Annotated in this window: 18 protein-coding genes and 1 riboswitch; of the genes, 10 read left to right on the forward strand and 8 right to left on the reverse strand. The window is 73.1% G+C overall.

Annotated elements, in window-relative coordinates:
- Nucleotides 1-17: 17 nt before the first annotated feature.
- The 4 genes from qcrB to ctaE all read right to left on the reverse strand — a co-directional run bounded on the left by qcrB (nucleotide 18) and on the right by ctaE (nucleotide 4,381).
- Nucleotides 18-1,769, reverse strand: coding sequence for a cytochrome bc1 complex cytochrome b subunit (qcrB, locus tag H4O22_RS06935; RefSeq protein ID WP_182526284.1), 1,752 nt, complete (start codon nucleotides 1,767-1,769; stop codon nucleotides 18-20).
- Nucleotides 1,766-2,839, reverse strand: coding sequence for a cytochrome bc1 complex Rieske iron-sulfur subunit (gene qcrA, locus H4O22_RS06940; RefSeq protein ID WP_182526285.1), 1,074 nt, complete (start codon nucleotides 2,837-2,839; stop codon nucleotides 1,766-1,768). The genes qcrB and qcrA overlap by 4 nt, the downstream gene beginning before the upstream one ends.
- Nucleotides 2,836-3,648 (reverse strand): cytochrome bc1 complex diheme cytochrome c subunit, encoded by an 813-nt coding sequence (gene qcrC / locus H4O22_RS06945; protein WP_227466192.1) that lies wholly within the window; start codon nucleotides 3,646-3,648, stop codon nucleotides 2,836-2,838. Before qcrC ends, qcrA begins: the two co-directional genes overlap by 4 nt.
- Before the next feature lie 94 nt (nucleotides 3,649-3,742).
- Nucleotides 3,743-4,381 carry an aa3-type cytochrome oxidase subunit III gene (gene ctaE / locus H4O22_RS06950; protein ID WP_182526287.1) on the reverse strand — a complete coding sequence of 213 codons (639 nt, stop codon included), beginning with the start codon at nucleotides 4,379-4,381 and terminating at the stop codon, nucleotides 3,743-3,745.
- A 74-nt stretch (nucleotides 4,382-4,455) separates the two neighbouring features.
- Here ctaE and H4O22_RS06955 point away from each other — a divergent pair, with 74 nt between their 5' ends.
- The 3 genes from H4O22_RS06955 to trpD are packed head-to-tail and all read left to right on the forward strand — an operon-like array spanning nucleotide 4,456 to nucleotide 6,879.
- Entirely contained in the window at nucleotides 4,456-5,418 is a 963-nt protein-coding gene (locus H4O22_RS06955) for a cytochrome c oxidase assembly protein (protein WP_182526288.1), read from the forward strand.
- A gap of 10 nt (nucleotides 5,419-5,428) precedes the next feature.
- The gene (locus H4O22_RS06960) at nucleotides 5,429-5,851 is read left to right on the forward strand and encodes an Rv3143 family two-component system response regulator (RefSeq protein WP_182526289.1); all 423 of its coding nucleotides are present in this window, start codon (nucleotides 5,429-5,431) and stop codon (nucleotides 5,849-5,851) included.
- A gap of 2 nt (nucleotides 5,852-5,853) precedes the next feature.
- Nucleotides 5,854-6,879, forward strand: a complete 1,026-nt coding sequence (trpD, locus tag H4O22_RS06965) for an anthranilate phosphoribosyltransferase (protein ID WP_182526290.1) — start codon at nucleotides 5,854-5,856, stop codon at nucleotides 6,877-6,879.
- A 27-nt stretch (nucleotides 6,880-6,906) separates the two neighbouring features.
- Here the strand turns inward: trpD and H4O22_RS06970 are convergent, their stop codons facing one another.
- The 3 genes from H4O22_RS06970 to H4O22_RS06980 are packed head-to-tail and all read right to left on the reverse strand — an operon-like array spanning nucleotide 6,907 to nucleotide 9,607.
- The gene (locus H4O22_RS06970; protein WP_182526291.1) at nucleotides 6,907-7,518 is read right to left on the reverse strand and encodes a GNAT family N-acetyltransferase; all 612 of its coding nucleotides are present in this window, start codon (nucleotides 7,516-7,518) and stop codon (nucleotides 6,907-6,909) included.
- A gap of 9 nt (nucleotides 7,519-7,527) precedes the next feature.
- Nucleotides 7,528-7,806, reverse strand: coding sequence for an Lrp/AsnC family transcriptional regulator (locus tag H4O22_RS06975; RefSeq protein ID WP_182526292.1), 279 nt, complete (start codon nucleotides 7,804-7,806; stop codon nucleotides 7,528-7,530).
- 19 nt (nucleotides 7,807-7,825) lie between these two features.
- Complete coding sequence (locus H4O22_RS06980) at nucleotides 7,826-9,607, reverse strand: DEDD exonuclease domain-containing protein (RefSeq protein ID WP_182526293.1); 1,782 nt, start codon at nucleotides 9,605-9,607, stop codon at nucleotides 7,826-7,828.
- 131 nt (nucleotides 9,608-9,738) lie between these two features.
- Between H4O22_RS06980 and H4O22_RS06985 the strand changes: the two genes are divergently transcribed.
- From H4O22_RS06985 to H4O22_RS07010, 6 genes are all read left to right on the forward strand, one after another.
- The gene (locus H4O22_RS06985) at nucleotides 9,739-9,999 is read left to right on the forward strand and encodes a hypothetical protein (protein WP_182526294.1); all 261 of its coding nucleotides are present in this window, start codon (nucleotides 9,739-9,741) and stop codon (nucleotides 9,997-9,999) included.
- Between the two features lie 7 nt (nucleotides 10,000-10,006).
- The gene (locus H4O22_RS06990) at nucleotides 10,007-11,302 is read left to right on the forward strand and encodes an NYN domain-containing protein (RefSeq protein WP_182526295.1); all 1,296 of its coding nucleotides are present in this window, start codon (nucleotides 10,007-10,009) and stop codon (nucleotides 11,300-11,302) included.
- A gap of 34 nt (nucleotides 11,303-11,336) precedes the next feature.
- Nucleotides 11,337-11,543 carry a hypothetical protein gene (locus tag H4O22_RS06995; protein ID WP_182526296.1) on the forward strand — a complete coding sequence of 69 codons (207 nt, stop codon included), beginning with the start codon at nucleotides 11,337-11,339 and terminating at the stop codon, nucleotides 11,541-11,543.
- A gap of 121 nt (nucleotides 11,544-11,664) precedes the next feature.
- Nucleotides 11,665-11,812, forward strand: a riboswitch (cyclic di-AMP (ydaO/yuaA leader).
- A gap of 26 nt (nucleotides 11,813-11,838) precedes the next feature.
- Entirely contained in the window at nucleotides 11,839-12,840 is a 1,002-nt protein-coding gene (locus H4O22_RS07000; RefSeq protein WP_182526297.1) for a C40 family peptidase, read from the forward strand.
- A gap of 61 nt (nucleotides 12,841-12,901) precedes the next feature.
- On the forward strand, nucleotides 12,902-14,086 hold the full coding sequence (locus H4O22_RS07005; protein WP_182526298.1) for a hypothetical protein: 1,185 nt from the start codon (nucleotides 12,902-12,904) through the stop codon (nucleotides 14,084-14,086).
- Nucleotides 14,083-15,321 carry a M48 family metallopeptidase gene (locus H4O22_RS07010; RefSeq protein ID WP_182526299.1) on the forward strand — a complete coding sequence of 413 codons (1,239 nt, stop codon included), beginning with the start codon at nucleotides 14,083-14,085 and terminating at the stop codon, nucleotides 15,319-15,321. The genes H4O22_RS07005 and H4O22_RS07010 overlap by 4 nt, the downstream gene beginning before the upstream one ends.
- Nucleotides 15,322-15,324: 3 nt before the next feature.
- On the opposite strand, the gene H4O22_RS07015 is transcribed toward H4O22_RS07010, so the two are convergent.
- Nucleotides 15,325-17,112: an AMP-dependent synthetase/ligase gene (locus H4O22_RS07015; protein WP_182526300.1), complete on the reverse strand. Its 1,788-nt coding sequence runs from the start codon at nucleotides 17,110-17,112 to the stop codon at nucleotides 15,325-15,327.
- A 176-nt stretch (nucleotides 17,113-17,288) separates the two neighbouring features.
- Between H4O22_RS07015 and H4O22_RS07020 the strand changes: the two genes are divergently transcribed.
- On the forward strand, nucleotides 17,289-17,726 hold the full coding sequence (locus H4O22_RS07020) for an SRPBCC family protein (protein ID WP_182526301.1): 438 nt from the start codon (nucleotides 17,289-17,291) through the stop codon (nucleotides 17,724-17,726).
- Nucleotides 17,727-17,728: the final 2 nt, after the last annotated feature.

Below are 17,728 nucleotides of genomic sequence, written 5' to 3' on the forward strand. Positions count from 1 at the left end.
CGTGGTGTGCCGATCGCTCAGTGCTTGTCGCCGCGGAGCGTCTCGCTCTCCACCTCGTGGAGGCCGTCGAACTGGTGGCCGTCAGCGGGGTGACCCTCGAGCGGGGCGAGCTCGGCCTGGTCGTGCTCGAGGTGGTGCCGGGCCTCCTCGAGCTCCTGGGCCGTGGGCTTCTGCTCGTTGTCGCCGAACCACAGCCGGGAGAGCCGGGCCCGCAGTGCCTTCTTGCGGCTGCTCGGCGCCGGGACGCCGTTGCTGTCGGTCTCCGCGTCGGGCGTGTAGACCTCGTCGCGGTCCCGAGCGGTCAGCGTGTACGCCTCGTTCGGGTCGAGCGGCAGGTGCTTCTCGGAGTAGCCGCCCTCCGGGGAGCGCATGATCACGCCGGTCTCGTAGCCGTGCAGCAGCTTCTCGTTGTCGTGACGCTGCAGCGAGATGCACCAACGACGGGTGATGAAGAACGCGATCACCGGTCCGATGAACACAGCCGCCCGCATGAAGTAGGTGATCTGGTTGATCGAGAGGTCGAAGGTGATGGCGATGATGTCGTTGCCGCCGGCGGCCCAGAGCAGGCCGTAGAACGTCATCAGGGCGACCATGACCGCGGTGCGCGTCGGAGCGTCGCGCGGCCGCTGGAGCAGGTGGTGGTCGCGCTTGTCGCCGGTGATCCAGGACTCCAGGAACGGCAGCAGCATCAGGATCGTGAACATCAGGCCCGGGAGCACGATGATCGGCAGGAAGATGTTCCAGGAGAGCGTCACGCCGAGGAAGTGCGACTCCCAGCCCGGGATGATCCGCAGCGCGCCGTCGGGCCAGCCCATGTACCAGTCGGGCTGGGAGCCCGCGGTCACCTTGGACGGGTCGTAGGGGCCGTACATCCAGACCGGGTTGATCGTCATCAGGCCGCCCATGAGCGCGGAGGCGCCGAAGACGATGAAGAAGAACCCGCCGGCCTTGGCGGCGTACACCGGCAGCATCGGGAAGCCCACGACGTTCTGCTCGGTGCGGCCGGGACCGGGCCACTGGGTGTGCTTGTGGTAGACGAGCAGCAGCATGTGCGCCGCGATCAGCGCGAGCAGCAGGCCGGGGATCAGCAGCACGTGGACGATGTAGAGCCGCGGGATGATCGCGTCACCGGGGAACTCGCCGCCGAAGAGGAAGAACGACATGTAGGTGCCCACGACGGGCATCGACTTCATGAAGCCGTCGGCGGCCCGGATGCCGGTGCCGGAGAGCAGGTCGTCGGGGAGCGAGTAGCCGGTGAAGCCCTCGAGGGTGCCGAGGAGCAGCAGCAGCGAGCCGATCACCCAGTTGAGCTCACGCGGCTTGCGGTGCGCGCCCGTGAAGTAGACGCGCAGCAGGTGGATCATCATCGAGGCGATGAAGAGCATCGCCGCCCAGTGGTGCATCTGCCGCATGAGCAGGCCGCCACGGACGTCGAAGGAGAGGTCCAGGCTGGAGGCGAAGGCCTCCGACATGGCGACGCCGCGGAGCTGGTCGTAGGAGCCCTCGTAGTGGATCTCGCCCATGCTCGGGTTGAACCACAAGGTGAGGAAGACGCCGCTGAGCAGCAGCACCACGAAGCTCCACAGGGCGATCTCGCCCAGCATGAAGGACCAGTGGTCGGGGAAGACCTTGCGCAGGTTCTTCTTCATCGCGGACGCGAGGCCCAGGCGCTCGTCGGCCCAGGTCGCGACGGCACCGGCACGGCCGGGCTTCGAGGCGGTCGCGGCGGAGCTGTTGGTCCGCGCGACCTTGCTCGTGTCGATGCTCATTCGGAGTCACGCTCCCAGTAGCTCGGTCCGACGGGTTCGGTGAAGTCGCTCTGGGCGACGATGTACCCCTCGGCGTCGACCTCGATGGGCAGCTGCGGCAGGGCTCGGGCGGCGGGCCCGAAGATGACCCGGCCCGAATCGGCCAGGTCGAAGGTGGACTGGTGGCACGGGCAGAGCAGGTGGTGGGTCTTGCGCTCGTTCAGCGAGATCGGGCACCCCACGTGGGTGCAGATCTTGGAGTAGGCGGTGATGCCCTCGATCGTCCAGTTCTCCCGGCCCGGGCCGGGGATGATGTCGGAGGGCTCCATCCGGAGCAGGAGCGCCGCGGCCTTGGCCTTGGCGACCTGGATCTCGATGCCGTTCAGGATCGGCTCGCCGTCCTCGTCGGTCTCGAAGATGATCGCCGGCTCGGCGTTGACGAGGTCGCCGATCTCGAGGTCCGAGGGCCGGATCGGGGTGCCGACGACGTCGCGGACGACGCGCATGCCGGGCTCCCAGACGGTGCGCTCCAGGCCGGCGCCGATCCCGCCGCTGTCGGCGACCTGCTGGGGCGTGGGACCGAGGTCGCGCAGCATCACGACGGCGGGCGCGCCGAGGAGGGCGACGGCACCGAGCAGCGAGTTGCGGACCAGGGGGCGCCGGCCGATGCCGGACTCCTCGAGACCGGCCTGCAGCGCGGCGACCGCTTCCGCGCGGTCCTCGTCGCTCGAGGCCGCGGGGTGGCGCATCTCGACCATCTCGTGGTCGGCCATCAGCTTGCGGGCCCACTGGATGATGCCGATGCCGATGAGGAGCAGCGCCATGCCCAGCGTGGTCCCCAGGGCGACGGTCGAGGCGCCGAGGCCCAGGATCGTGTCGTGGTTGTCGCCGATCTCGAAGGCGAAGTAGGCGACCACGAAGAGCACCGTGAAGACGGCGGAGAGGCCGAAGAGGGCCGCGACCTGCCGCTCGGCGCGCTTCGCGGCCTTCGGGTCGACGTCGGTCGGACGCCAGGTGTGCTCCGGCAGGCCGGGGTTCGGGATCGGCTCCTCCTCCGGCAGTGCGGGGAGGTTGTCGCCGTGGCCGCTCACGCTTCCACCTTCTTCTTCTTCGACGTACGGGTGGTGTGGGCGGCGATCCAGACGGCGAACGCCACCAGACCGCCGATCCCGACGAGCCAGGCGAACAGGCCCTCGGTGACCGGACCGAGGGACCCGAGGGTGAACCCGCCGTACGCCGGCTGCTCGCGCAGCGAGTAGAGGTAGCCGATGACGTCGCGCTTGTCGTCAGGGGAGAGGTTGCCGTTGGAGAAGGTGTCCATCTGGCCGGGGCCGGTGAGCATCGCCTCGTAGATGTGGATGGCGCTGGTGCCATCGAGAGAGGGCGCGTAGCCGCCGCGCGGCATCGCGCCGCCCTTGCCGGCGAAGTTGTGGCACGCGGTGCAGTTGGTGAGGAAGATCTGGCCGCCGCGGGCGATCGCGGCCTCCCGCTCCTCCTCGTCGAGGCCCTCGAAGGTGTAGTCCTGCTCCTCGGGGATGGCGGGGCCCGGAGCCAGCGACGCGACGTACGCGGCGAGCTGCCGGATCTCCTCCTCGTTGTAGACCTGCGGCTTGGTCTGGCTCTGCACGCCGGGACGCGTCATCGGCATCCGGCCGGTGCCGACCTGGAAGTGCACCGAGGCGGCGCCGGCGCCCACGACGGAGGGGCCGAGGTTGTCGCCGTTGATCGTGCGGACGCCCTCGCCGTTCTGTCCGTGGCAGAAGGAGCAGCCCTGGAGGAAGAGCTTGCGACCCTCCTCGACCTCGACGGCGTTGGTCTGGGCGGAGTCGGCCTGGGAGGTCGGCATCACCGCGTAGGTGAGGCCGCCGGTGATCACGAGGCCGAGCAGGAGAAGTACCAGTCCGGCGAGGCGGCTGCGGCGGTACCGCGAGAGTCGACCGGCGGAGCGGTTGAGGAGACGCACGTGGGAGTCCTTGGCGGTGTCGGCGGGCGGGCTACTTGACGAGGTAGATCGTGGCGAAGAGCCCGATCCACACGACGTCGACGAAGTGCCAGTAGTAGGAGACGACGATCGCGCTGACCGCCTGCTCGTGGGTGAAGCGGCGTGCGAGGTAGGTGCGTCCGAGGACGAAGAGGAACGCGATCAGACCGCCGGTGACGTGGATGCCGTGGAACCCGGTGGTGAGGTAGAACATCGAGCCGTACGCCGAGCTCTGGATGGTCATGTCCTCCTGCACGAGCGTGGCGTACTCGACGACCTGGCCGGCGATGAAGATCGCCCCCATGACGTAGGTGAGCACGAACCACTCGCGCAGGCCCCAGCCCTTGACGGCGAAGACCGACCCGGTGCGCCCGACCTGGCCGCGCTCGGCGGCGAACACGCCGAGCTGGCAGGTGAGCGAGGAGAGCACCAGGATCGTGGTGTTCACCGCCGCGAACGGGACGTTGAGGATCTCGGTGTTCGCCGCCCACAGGTCGGGGCTGACGGACCGGATCGTGAAGTAGGCGGCGAACAGCGCCGCGAAGAACATCAGCTCGCTTGCGAGCCAGATGATCGTCCCCACGCTGACCATGCTCGGCCGGTCGTGATGCCCGTGCAGACGGGATGCCGGAATGACTGCTGCTGTCGCCACCGGGCCATTATGTCCCGACCCGCCCCGACCACCACCACGCCCCCCTCGTCCAGGGGGGTCTTAAACTTTCCACCATGCCCAGCGCCCTCACCACCACTGTGCTGGAGGCCGCCGCGACGCTTCCTGAGCCCTCCTTCGGAGCCTTCCTGAGCGAGTGGTCGCTGCCCCCGCTCCCGTTCGTCGTCACCGTCTGGCTCGGCGGTCTCTACCTGCTCGGCGTCCGGGTCCTGCACCGCCGCGGCGACCGGTGGCCGGTGGGCCGCACGCTGGCCTTCGTCGGGATCGGCCTCGGGGCCTTCCACCTCGCCACCTCGTCCGGGTTCGCGGCGTACGACACGACGTTGCTGAGCATGCACATGATCCAGCACATGGTGCTGTCGATGGTCGTGCCGATGGCCCTCGCCCTGGGCGCGCCGGTGACCCTGGCGCTGCGGACCCTCCCGGTGCGTCCCCGCCGGTGGCTGCTCGCGGTGCTGCACTCGCGGGTGGCGCGGGTGCTGTCCTTCCCGCCCCTGACCTTCGGGCTCTACGTGATCTCCCCGTGGGCGCTCTACTTCACCGGCTGGTACGACGCCTCGCTCAGCTCGACGTACGTCCACGAGATGATGCACCTGCACCTGGTGATGGTGGGCGCGCTGTTCTTCTGGCCGCTGATGGGCGTGGACCCGGTGCCCGGCCGCGTCGGCTACCCCTTCCGGGTGGCGCTGACGGTGCTCACGCTGCCGTTCCACGCCTTCCTCGGCGTCACGATCATGGGCCAGGAGACGCTGATCGGCGAGGAGCACTACCTGGCCCTGCGCGAGGGGCCGATGGCGTCGTGGCTGCCGGACATCGCCGACAACCAGCACCTGGCCGGCGGGATCCTCTGGGCCTCCGGCGACCTGGTGGGCCTGCTGTTCTTCGGCGTGCTGTTCGTGCAGTGGGTCCGCTCCTCGATGAAGGAGGCCGAGCGGGAGGACCGGCGCCTGGACCTGGCGGAGGCGCGCGCGGCCGCCCCGAGTCGAGCCCCGGCCCCCGACGTACCGGCCGAGCGGTAGCATCGCGGCCGTGAGCGACGCGACGAAGCCTCTCCGGGTGCTGGTCTACAGCGACGACGTCAACACCCGTCAGCAGGTGATCCTGGCCCTGGGCCGGCGCCCGCACCCCGACCTGCCCGAGGTGGAGTACGTCGAGGTCGCGACCGAGCCGGTCGTCATCCAGAACATGGACGCCGGGCAGATCGCGCTGGTGATCCTCGACGGCGAGGCGGTCCCGGCCGGCGGCATGGGCATCGCCAAGCAGCTCAAGGACGAGATCTACCAGTGCCCGCCGGTGGTCGTGCTGACCGGCCGCCCGCAGGACGCGTGGCTGGCCACCTGGTCGCGCGCGGAGGCCGCCGTGCCGCACCCGATCGACCCCATCCAGCTGGCGGACACCGTGGTCGCGCTGCTGCGCCCGCGGGTCCCCGCCGCCACGTCCTCCACCGGCTGACGGTGACGACCTGGCCCGAGGTCCTGGGCGCGCTCGTCGCGGGCTCCGACCTGTCCGCCGACCAGACGGCGTGGGCGATGGGCGAGCTGCTCGCCGGCGCCGCCACCCCGGTGCAGGTGGCCGGGCTCGCGGTCGCGCTGCGCGCCAAGGGCGAGACGATCGAGGAGGTCACCGGCCTCGCCGACGCGATGCTCGCCCGCGCGACGCCGATCTCGGTCGAGGGCCGGCTCCTCGACGTGGTCGGCACCGGAGGCGACCGCTCGATGTCGGTCAACATCTCCACGATGGCGGCGATCGTGGCCGCCGGTGCCGGGGCCCGGGTGGTCAAGCACGGCAACCGCTCCGCGTCCTCCCAGTCCGGCTCCGCCGACGTCCTCGAGCAGCTCGGCATCCGGCTCGACCTGCCGGCCGACCGGGTCGCGGAGGTCGCCGTCGAGGCCGGCATCACCTTCTGCTTCTCCGCGGCCTTCCACCCGGCGATGCGGCATGCCGCGGTCGCCCGGCGCGAGCTCGGCATCGGCACCACGTTCAACTTCCTCGGCCCGCTCACCAACCCCACCCGACCCGCCGCGCAGGCGATCGGCTGCGCCGACCCGCGGATGGCGCCGGTGATGGCCGGCGTGTTCGCCGCGCGCGGCGTCGACGCGTGGGTCTTCCGCGGCGACGACGGGCTCGACGAGCTGACCACCACGACCACCTCGTCGCTCTGGGTGGTCCACAACGGCCAGGTCACGACGGCGCGCGTCGACCCCGCGGCGTACGACCTGGCGCCGGCGACCACCGAGGACCTCCGCGGCGGCGACGCCGCCCACAACGCCGAGGTCGTGCGCCGGCTGCTCGCGGGGGAGCAGGGACCGGTGCGCGACGCGGTGCTGCTCAACGCCGGCGCGGCCCTCGCGGTGCACGGTGCGCCCGGCGAGCCGGTCGAGACCGCGCTGGCGGCCGGCATCGAGCGGGCCCGGGCCGCGGTCGACAGCGGGGCGGCCGCGGCGCTGCTGGACCGCTGGGTGGCGGCCTCCTCGGCCTGAGCCGGGTCCGCAGCCCTCCCAGCGGCCTCAGAGGTCGAGGACGTACTCGCGGCCCTGCGGGCGGAAGCCGACCCGCTGGTAGTACGCGCCGACCATGTGCGGCGAGGTGAGGACGTGGCGGAAGCCGGCCTCGTGCAGCTCGCCCAGCGCGCCGCTGCGCCGCCAGACGAACTCCCCGGGCGTGAAGTCGCGGTACCTCGGGGTCACGTAGTCGAGCCGGACCCGGGCGACGTCCCCGTCGGGGCGCACCACGAACACGCCCACGGTCTCGTCCCCGCGCTGCACCACGAAGGCGTGGTCGCCCGGGCGCACGCCGTGCCAGTCGGGCTGGAAGCGCGCGATGTCCGCCGCGTGCCCGCGCAGCACGTGGGCGAGGTAGGCGTCGTCGGTGCCGACCTCGAGGACCTCGAAGACCGCCTGGTCGTGGGCCTCACCGAGGAGCTTGACGAGGAACCAGACGTTGATGGCCACCAGGACGGCGTTCATCCCGACCATCGGCCACACCTCGATCAGCGTGTTGAAGACCAGCAGCACCAGGCAGCCGAGGAGGTTCAGGGCGCGGAACCGCAGCACCCGCGCCTGGAGGAGGGAGTAGACCAGCAGCGCGCTCCCGCCCCAGCCGAGCAGGTCGAGCCACATCGCGCGAGCTCAGTCGAGCCCGAGGGAGAACGCCGACTCCAGGTCGTGGCGGGAGTACGCGCGGAAGGCGATGTGGGTCTCGGTCGCGGTGACGCCGGCGACCTTGTTGAGCCGGTCGGCGACCACGGAGGCGACGTCGTCGTGGTCGCGCACCCGCACCAGCGCGATCAGGTCGATCTGCCCGGTGACGGAGTAGACCTCGCTGACCCCGTCGAGCGCGGCGATCGCCTCGGCCACCTCGGGGATCCGGGCGACGTCTGCCTTGACGAAGACGATGGCGGTGATCATGGGGCGAACCTATCGCGACTCACCGTGCGGGCTGGTGGACCGGGACCAGGTCGCGCCGCTCGGCGAACGGCACCAGGGTGCGGCGCGACTCGGCGACGGCGTCGTGCAGCGCGAGGTGCCGGGTGGCGCCGGCCACCGGGCAGACCCACTCGCCGTCGACCTCGACCAGCCGGATGCCCGGCGACTCCAGCCAGCGCAGCACCTTCTCGGTCTCCTCGGCGGTCGCGGCCGGCACCGGCCCGGGAGCGTCGGCCACCGTCTCGGCGCTGGCGCGGAGCTCACGGACGAACTGGTGGGCGTCGGCGCCGGGCGGGATCACCCCGGCCGCCGCCAACCGGCCGTGCCGGACGACGTGGACCGCCCAGCGGCCGTCGTCCTCGCGCCGGGCGGCGACCACCTCGGCGCACCGGGACAGCGCGGAGAGCCGCTGGGTGCGCGCCGCGGCCCGGACGAACGCCGCGAGCCGGTCGCGGTGGGCGCCCGCCTCCTCGAAGCGCTCGTCGGCCGCCAGCGCGGCCATCCGGACGTTGATCGCCTCGACCACCTCGTCGGGCCGGCGCAGCAGGGTGTCGCGGAGCCGGCGCACGACCTCGGCGTACGTCGCGGCGTCGACGCTGCCGTCGCACGGGGACAGGCACCGACCGAGCTCGGCGAGCACGCACGGCGCCCGGGACGGCACGCGGCCCATCCGGTCCGAGCACTGGCGCAGGGGGAAGGTGTCGTGGAGCGCGGCGAGGCACTTCTCGGCGGTCTTGCGGGACCCGAACGGCCCGAGGTAGTCGGCGTCGTCGTCGAGGACCCGCTTGACCAGGGACAGCCGGGGCCAGGTCTCCCGGGTGAGCTTGACGAAGTGGACCTTCTCCGGGAACCGGGAGCGTCGGTTGTAGCGCGGCTTGTGCTCGGCGATCAGCCGCAGCTCGCGCACCTCGGCCTCCAACGCCGTCGCGCACTCGATGCCGGTGACCTCGGTGGCCACCCCGACCATCTCGCCCATCCGGGAGCGGGTCTCGGAGGCGGTGAAGTAGGAGCGGACGCGGGTGCGCAGGTCGCGGGAGGTGCCGACGTAGAGCACGCGCCGGGCGTCGTCGCGGAAGAGGTAGACGCCGGGGGAGTGCGGCAGGCCCTCCGCGAGGTGGCGCTTACGGCGCTGGGCGGTGCTCACCCGGGCCGAGAACGTCTGCAGCTCCTCGAGGGTGTGCACGCCGAGCCCGCCGAGGCGCTCCATCAGGCCGTGCAGGACGTCGACGGTGGCGCGGGCGTCGGAGAGCGCGCGGTGGTTGGGGGTGGTGGTGGAGCCGAACACGCGGGCGAGCGAGGAGAGCTTGCAGTTGGGTGCGTCGTCGCGGGTGATCACCCGGCGCGCCAGGCGGGCGGTGTCCAGGACCTCGAACGACGGCCAGGGCCGGCCCTGCTGGGCGGCGAAGTGCTGGAGGAACCCGACGTCGAACGGCGCGTTGTGGGCGACCAGCACGCAGCCGGCCGCGAACTCCAGGAACGCCGGCAGCGCGGACTCGATCGAGGGGGCGTCGGCGACCATCGAGTTGCTGATGCCGGTGAGCACCGCGATGAACGGCGGGATCGCGGTGTGCGGGTTGACCAGGGTCTGGAACTCGCCGAGGACCTCGCCGCCGCGGACCTTCACGGCCCCGATCTCGGTGATCATCGACCCGCCCTGCGCGGAGCCCCCGGTCGTCTCGAGGTCGACGACGCAGAAGGTCAGGTCGCTCAGCCGCCGGCCCAGCTCGTCGAAGGTGCGTTGCGACTCCCAGCGGGAGCGCGCACCGTGGGTGGCGCTGCTCATGGCGACGAACGTAGGTCCGGCCACCGACAATCGGTGGGCGGCGCGCCTGGGCCGGGGGGCGCCGCCCTAGGGTTGGTGCGGCGGACGGCACGCCCGCCGGCACGACCGAGGCACCGAGCGAGGAGTCCCCTGTGAGCACCGTGATCCCCGACGCGGCCCACCGCTGGCGTTGCGCCGGCTGTGGCAACCTGACCCGCTTCGACGTCACGCGCACCCGCCGCACGACGGAGTACTGGCACTTCGACCTCGCCGGCGAGCACCGGGTCGAGGAGATGTCGGTCGACGACGAGACCGTGTCCTCGGTGACCTGCCGCTGGTGCGGCCGCGCGGACGCGATCGAGCTGGTCTCCCGCACCGACGCCGCGCTCGCCGACGACCCGGCGGTGGGCTGAGGTCGACATGCCGGAGGGGACGTCGGGCCCGGCGCTGGAGGCGCTGCCCGCGGCCGCGCGGGCGCGGGTCGTCGGGCTGACCGCCGACGTGCTCCCGGAGGTCGTGCGGCTGCCGCCCGCCCTGCGGCGGGTCGCGGAGTTCGCGCCCTCCCGCCGGGCCCGGCTGGGGGCCGGCGCGATCGCCGCCGCCCTGGCCGACGACGAGCTGCGCGAGCGGGTCGCCACCCAGGTGGTCGCCCGCACCACCCCGGCGGCGACGGACCCGGCGACGACCGAGCCGGCCGACCGGGCGGCGTACGCCTGGCTGGTGCGGCCCGCGGACTGGGCCGCGACCCTGGAGGAGGCCACCGCCGCCCTCGCCGAGCGCACCGACGCCGACGAGCGCGCGGTCGCCGAGACCGCCCGCCTCCGCGAGCGCCTCGGCCAGGCCGAGCAGGCCGCCCGGGAGCAGCGGGCCGCGCACCGGGTGCAGGTCGAGGAGCAGAAGGCCGAGATCGCGACCCTCCGCCGCAAGCTGGGCGAGGCGCGCGCCTCCGAGCGCGCCGCCCGGGCCGAGGCCGAGGACGCGCTGCGCGCGGCGGCCGAGGCGCGCACGGGCGCGGAGGCGCTCGCCGCCGCCCAGGACAAGGAGGTACGCCGGCTGCGGGCGCAGGTGGAGCGGGCCGAGGCCGAGCTCGCGGCCGGGCGCCGCGCCGCGCGCCACGACCGTGACGAGGGGACCCTGCGGGCCCGGATGCTGCTCGACACCGTCCTCGAGGCCGCCGGGGGGCTGCAGCGCGAGCTGGCGCTCCCGCCGGTCTCCGGCGCGCCCGGCGACCGGGTCGAACAGGAGCTGGCGGCGGCCGGCGCCCCCTCCGCGACCGCCGGCCCGGTGCCGGGCGGGGCCACGGCGACGATGCTCGAGCAGTTCCTCGGCCTCCCGCGGGCCCGGCTGCTCGTCGACGGCTACAACGTGAGCAAGACCGCCTGGCCGGAGTCGTCCCTGGAGGCGCAGCGCACCCGGCTGCTGGCCGCCCTGGCGGCCGTGGTGGCGCGCACCGGCGCCGAGACCACCGTCGTCTTCGACGCCGCGTCCTCCTCGACCCGGCCGGTGGTGCACACCCCGCGGGGGGTCAAGGTCGTCTTCAGCCCGGAGGGCGTGATCGCCGACGACGTGCTGCGCGACCTGGTCGCCGCGGAGCCCCGGGGGCGGGTGGTCGTGGTGGTCTCCAGCGACCGGGAGGTCGCCCGCGACGTCGCCCGGGCGGGTGCCCGCTCGGTGGCGTCCGAGGCGCTGCTCGCGCTGCTGGCCCGCTCGTCCTGAGGGACTGTCGGTGGTCGCTGGCAGCGTGTGCCGCATGACGACGAGAATCGACTGCGACAGCTGCGTGGTGCGCGGCCTCGCGTGCCACGACTGCGTGGTCACCGTCCTGCTGGGCCCGCCGCCCGAGCTCACCTTCGACGACGAGGAGCAGCGCGCCTTCGACGTCCTCGCCGAGGGCGGGCTGGTCCCGCCGCTGCGCCTCGTCCGGCCGGTGGACCCCCCGATCGTGGAGTCCGCGTGAGACCCGGGAGTTAAATCCACCACCACCTGGACCGAAGGTTTGGCCGGTCCCCACGGGGACGACTACCGTGTCGCACTCAGGTGCCCGTGGAAGTGGACCGACCAGGTTCGCGCGAGCACCGCGTCGAGTTCCGGACCGCGTGCGGTCCGGGAGCCGGGGACCCAACATTCTGGGGTGAATCTCCCGCAAGGCGGCGGCGCTCGGGCGTCGTACGAGGAGCGGGAGTAGGGCAAGTCGTGCCCGAACCCGTCAGCTGACCTGGTAGACGTACGACACCCTAGGGAGACCGTCCGCCTTGCTCCACGGTCGGAAGCGATACATCACGGCCCTCGTCGGCCTCGCCCTCGCAGGTTCGGTCGGGCTCGTCCCGGCCTCGCCAGCCCAGGCGGAGCCCGAGATCGCCGACGTCAAGGCCCGCGTCGACAAGCTGTACCACGAGGCCGAGCAGGCCTCGGAGCGCTACAACGACGCCCGGATCGAGCTCGACGAGCTCGAGCGCGACCTCGCGGCGCTCCGTGCCGACGAGCGCCGCCAGGACGACCGGCTCGAGTCCGTCCGCGAGCAGGTCGCGGACTCCCTCGTGCACGAGTACTCCGGCTCCGGCGGCGTCTCCGCGGCCGCCGAGGTCCTCGTCGCCGAAGACCCGTCCGCGTTCCTCACCCAGCTCTCCACGGTGTCCTCCTACAACGACCTCCAGGGCGAGCTGATCGGCACCTACACCGCCGAGGTCGAGGCGCTCGCGATCCGTCGCGGGGCCACCGAGCGGCGCGCCGACGATGTCGAGAAGACCGAGGAGGCGCTGGCCGAGGAGAAGGCCACCGCCGAGGAGAAGCTCGCCGAGGCCGAGTCCCTGCTCTCCCGTCTCGAGGACGAGGAGCGCGAGCAGCTGCTGTCGCGTGACTCCTCCCCGCGGGTCCCGGACTCGGTGCCCGCCCCGGCGCCCGAGTCCGGCCGCGCGGGCGCGGCCGTCCAGTACGCCATGGCCCAGGTCGGCGACGCCTACGTCTACGGCGCGGCCGGCCCCAGCGCGTTCGACTGCTCCGGCCTGACGATGATGGCCTGGGCCCAGGCCGGCGTCGCACTCCCGCACTCCTCGAGCGCCCAGTACTCCTCCGGCGCGCGCGTCGGCACGAGCGACCTGCAGCCCGGCGACCTGGTCTTCTACTACAGCCCGATCAGCCACGTCGGCATGTACATCGGCGACGGCATGATCGTGCACGCGGCCAACCCCGGCAGCGGCGTCACGGTGGCCCCGCTCCACTCGATGCCGTACGTCGGGGCCGTCCGCCCTGGCTGACCTCCCGTCGTCGAAGGCCGGTCGTCCACCTCGGTGGGCGGCCGGCCTTTCGCTCGCCCTGGTGCTCGTCGCCGGGCTGGTCACCTGGCAGGTCCTCAACGACGACCCGTACGTCGCCGCGCCGCCGCCCGCCGCCCCGGCGGGCGAGGTCGACACCGCGGCCGCCCGCGACCTGCTGACGCAGTTCGCCGACGCCGCCGCCACCGGCGACGCCGACGCGGCCCGCGCGCTCGCCCCGCCGGACGACCCGGCCGCCGCGGACCTGCTGGCGGCGCTGGTCGCCAACGCCGAGCAGCTGCGGGTGCGCGACCTCGCACTGCGCTACGTCGACCGGGCGGGGCCGGTGGCCGCCGACGGCACCTGGACGGCGCGGGCCGACGTCACCTGGCGGTTCGCCGGCTTCGACCGCCGGCCCGCCCGGACGGAGGTCGGCTTCGGCCTGCGGTCCGGGGCCGGCGAGGTGCACCTGGTCTCGGTCGGCGACGGCGGGGCGCGCGCCCCGGTGTGGCTCACCGCGCCGGTCACTGTGCGCCGTACGCCGGGGACGCTCGTCCTCGCCGCCGAGGCGGCCGACGCGGAGCGCTACGCCGACCTGGCGACCGCCGCGGTGCCGGTGGTGCGCCGGGTCCTGGACCGGTGGCGGCCCCGCCTGGTCGTCGAGGTCCCGGCCACGGCCGGTGACCTGGACCTCGCCCTGGGCGCCGAGCCGGGCACGTACGCCGGCATCGCGGCGGTCACCACCAGCGTCGACGGGTCCTTCGCGCCCGGCAGCCCGGTGCACGTCCTGGTCAACCCCGAGGAGCTCGGCCGACTGCAGCCGACCGGCGCGCAGGTCGTGATCAGCCACGAGGCGACCCACGTCGCGACCGGGGCGCCGACCAGCCGCACCCCGCTGTGGCTGCTCGAGGGCTTCGCCGACCACGTCGCGCTGCGCGACGTCGCGCTCCCGGTGACCCGCACCGCGGCCCAGGCCATCGAGCAGGTCCGGCGCGACGGGCCGCCCGACGCGCTGCCCGGCCCCGCGGAGTTCGACGTCCGCGCCGGGCACCTCGGTGCGGTCTACGAGAGCGCCTGGCTGGCGTGCGAGGTGATCGTCGAGCGTGCGGGGGAGCGCGCCCTGGTCGCCCTGAACCGCGACCTCGCCGATGGCAGCCCGCTCGGGCCGGCGCTGCGCCGGCACGCCGGGCTGAGCGAGGCGGCGCTGGTCTCGGCGTGGCGGGAGCGCCTGACAGACTTGGCCGCGTGACGTCGCCCGAGCGCAGGGTCGCCCTCGGGGTGACGGTCCTCAGCGGGCTCGTCCTCGCCGTCCTGGCCGCCGTCCTGGTGCCGTGGGACCCGGTGCCGGGCGGGCCGCTGCCCGCCGTCGACCCCGGTGCCGTCCTGACCCCCGAGCAGATCGAGCGCGCCGAGCGGTTCGCGTCGCGCACCGACCCCTGGTCGCACCTCTCGCTCGCCGTCCGGGTGCTGCTCGCCTGCCTGCTGGGGCTGACCCGGCGGGGGAGGGCGGTGTTCGCGCGGCTCCCCGGTCCCTGGTGGGCGGGGGTGGTCCTGGCGGTCGCGCTCTTCGAGGTCGTGCTGCGGGTGGTGACCCTGCCGTTCGCGGTGCTGGTGCGCCGCCAGCTGTTGGCCTACGGGCTGAGCACCCAGTCGTGGCCGACCTGGGCGCTGGACCTGGTCAAGGGCGAGGCGGTCGACATCGCCGTGGGGTCGGTGGCGCTGCTGCTGCTCATCGGGTGCGCGCGGCGCTGGCAGCGGGCCTGGCCGGCGATCGCCGGCTCGGTGGCGGCCCTGCTGGTCGTGGTGGGCTCGATCGCCTACCCGCTGCTGGTCGAGCCGCTCTTCCACGACTTCGAGCCGCTGCCCGACGGGGAGCTGCGCACCCAGATCCTGCAGCTGGCCGACGAGGAGGACGTCGACGTCGACGAGATCCTGGTGTCCGACGCCTCCCGGCGCACGACGACGCTCAACGCCTACGTCTCCGGGATCGGGGGCACCCGCCGCGTGGTGGTCTACGACAACCTGGTCGCCGACCAGCCCCCGGAGCAGGTCCTCTCCGTCGTCGCCCACGAGCTGGCCCACGCCCGGCACGGGGACGTGGTGATCGGCACGGTGCTCGGGGCCGCCGGCACCTGCTTCGCGATCGGCCTGCTCGGTCTGGCCTGGGGTGCGGCCCGTCGCCGCGGCGTGGCGACGACCGGCCCGGCCGTCGTCCCGCTCGTGCTCGCGCTCTACCTGCTGGCGATGCTGGTGAGCAGCCCGGTGCAGAACGGCATCAGCCGGCAGCTCGAGCTCCGGGCCGACGTCGACGCGCTGCGGGCGACCGGCGACCCGGAGGCGTTCATCGAGCTGCAGCGCCAGCTCGCCATCCGATCGCTCGCGGACCCGACGCCGCCGGCCTGGGAGCGGCTGTGGTTCGCGAGCCACCCGACCGTGCTCGTCCGGATCGCCCTCGCCGAGCGGGTCGGCAGCGGTCAGGAGTAGCGGTCAGGAGTAGAGCGCCTCGACGTCCTCGCGGTGCTCGCGCATGACGACCTGGCGCTTGAGCTTGAGGCTCGGGGTGAGCTGGCCGCCCTCCTCGGTCCAGCCACCGGGCAGGATGACGAACTTCCGGATCGCCTCGGCCCGCGAGACCGCCTTGTTCGCGTCCTCGATCGCGAGCTCGATCGCGGCCCGCAGGTCGGAGTCGTCGACGTGGGCGGAGACCGGGCCGGACTTGCCGTGCGCGACGGCCCAGACCGGGAAGGACTCGGCGTCGATGGTGACCAGCGCGGCGATGAACGGCTGGCCGTCCCCGACCACGAGGCACTGGTCGACCAGCGCGTGCGCGCGCACCCGGTCCTCGAGGACGGCGGGGGCGACGTTCTTGCCGCCGGCGGTCACGATCAGCTCCTTCTTGCGCCCGGTGATCCGGACGAAGCCCTCGTCGTCGACCTCGCCGACGTCGCCGGTGTGGAACCAGCCGTCGCGCTCCAGCGCCTCGGCCGTGGCGGTCTCGTTGTCCCAGTAGCCCGCGAAGACCTGGCCGCCGCGGAACAGCAGCTCGCCGTCGTCGGCGACGCGCACGGCGGTGCCGGGCAGCGGGCGGCCCACGGTGCCGATCTTCACGGCGTCGGGCAGGTTCACCGTGAGCGCCGCCGTGGTCTCGGTCAGCCCGTAGCCCTCGAGCACGGTCAGGCCGATGCCGCGGTAGAAGTGGCCGAGCCGCTCGCCGAGCGGCGCGCCGCCGGACACGGCGTACGAGCACTCGCCGCCCAGGGCGGCGCGGAGCTTGCCGTAGACCAGGCGCGAGAACACCGCGTGCCGGGCGCGGACGGCGAGCGAGGGCCGGCCCTTGTCGAGCCCGCGGGAGTAGGCGATGGCGGTCTCGGCGGCCCGGTCGAAGATCTTGCCGCGGCCGTCGGCGGTGGCCTTCTGCGAGGCGGTGTTGAACACCTTCTCGAAGACCCGCGGGACGGCGAGGATGAACGTCGGCCGGAACGACTGCAGGTCCGCGAGGAGGTTCTTGATGTCGGCGCTGTGCCCGAGCCGGGCCCGGGACCGCACGGAGCCGATCTGGATGATCCGCGCGAAGACGTGCGCGAGCGGGAGGAACAGCAGCGTCGAGGCGCCCTCGGTCTCGAAGAGCCGCTCGAGCTCGTCGACCGCGACGCCGAGCTCGAACATGAAGTTGCCGTGGGTGAGCATGCAGCCCTTGGGCCGCCCCGTGGTGCCCGAGGTGTAGATGAGCGTCGCCAGGTCGAGCGGCGTGGCCGTCGTCCGCCGCTTCTCCAGCTCCTCGTCGCTCACGTCGGCGCCGAGCCGGCGGAGCACGTCGACCGCGTTGTCGGTGATCGACCAGACGTGGTTGAGGTGCTCGAGGTCGCTGCGGACCTCGGCGACCCGGGACACGTGGTCGGGGGTCTCGGCGACGATCGCCCGCGCTCCGGAGTCCTGGAGGATCCAGGCGATCTGCTCGGTCGAGGACGTCTCGTAGACCGGCACCGTCACCGCCCCGGCGAACCAGATGGCGTAGTCGAGCAGCGTCCACTCGTAGCGGGTCTTGGAGATCAGCGCGACCCGGTCGCCGGGCTCGATGCCGGCGGCCACGAGCCCCTTGGCGACGCCGCTGACCTCGACGAGGAACTCCGCGCAGGTGACGTCCTGCCAGGCCTCGCCCACCGGGCGGCTGAAGGCCACCGCGTCCCCGGCGTCGCGGGCGTTGCGCACCACGTCGTCGGTGAGGTTGCCGGTGGTCGGCACCTCGATGGTCAGGGGCGTGGAGTACTCCCGCACTCTTCCTCCTCGTCGCGCCGACGGCGCGGGTCACGGGAGCCGCCCCGAGCGGCGCCCCGGGGCAGGTTACCGCCGGGTGGCGGGGGGCTCCTCATCCGGTACGCTGCCTGACCGACCGGCCCTGCGCCGCCCGCACGACACCGCACCGCACACCCGCACCGGAACTGGGGGCACCCGTGGCCGAGCAGACCACCTCCTCGATCGTCGTCGACGCCCCCCCTGCCGACGTGATGGCGGTGATCGCCGACTTCAAGTCCTACCCCCAGTGGGCCAAGGGCGTCACGGTCGCCGAGGTCACCACCGCGGGGGTCGACGGCCGCGCCGAGCAGGTGTTCTTCGCCCTCGACGTCTCGCCGATCAAGGACGAGTACACCCTCGCCTACGACTGGGACGGCGACCGCGAGGTCACCTGGACCCTCGTCGAGGGCAAGATGCTGCGGGCGCTCGACGGCGCCTACGTCCTGCGCGACCGCGGCGACGGGTCCACCGAGGTGACCTACCGGCTGGCGCTCGACGTCTCGATCCCGCTCATCGGCATGCTCAAGCGCAAGGGCGAGAAGATCCTCATCGACACCGCGCTGAAGGGGCTCAAGAAGCGCGTCGAGTCGCTCTGACC

The sequence above is a fragment of the Nocardioides dongkuii genome (assembly GCF_014127485.1).
Taxonomy (GTDB): Bacteria; Actinomycetota; Actinomycetes; order Propionibacteriales; family Nocardioidaceae; genus Nocardioides; species Nocardioides dongkuii.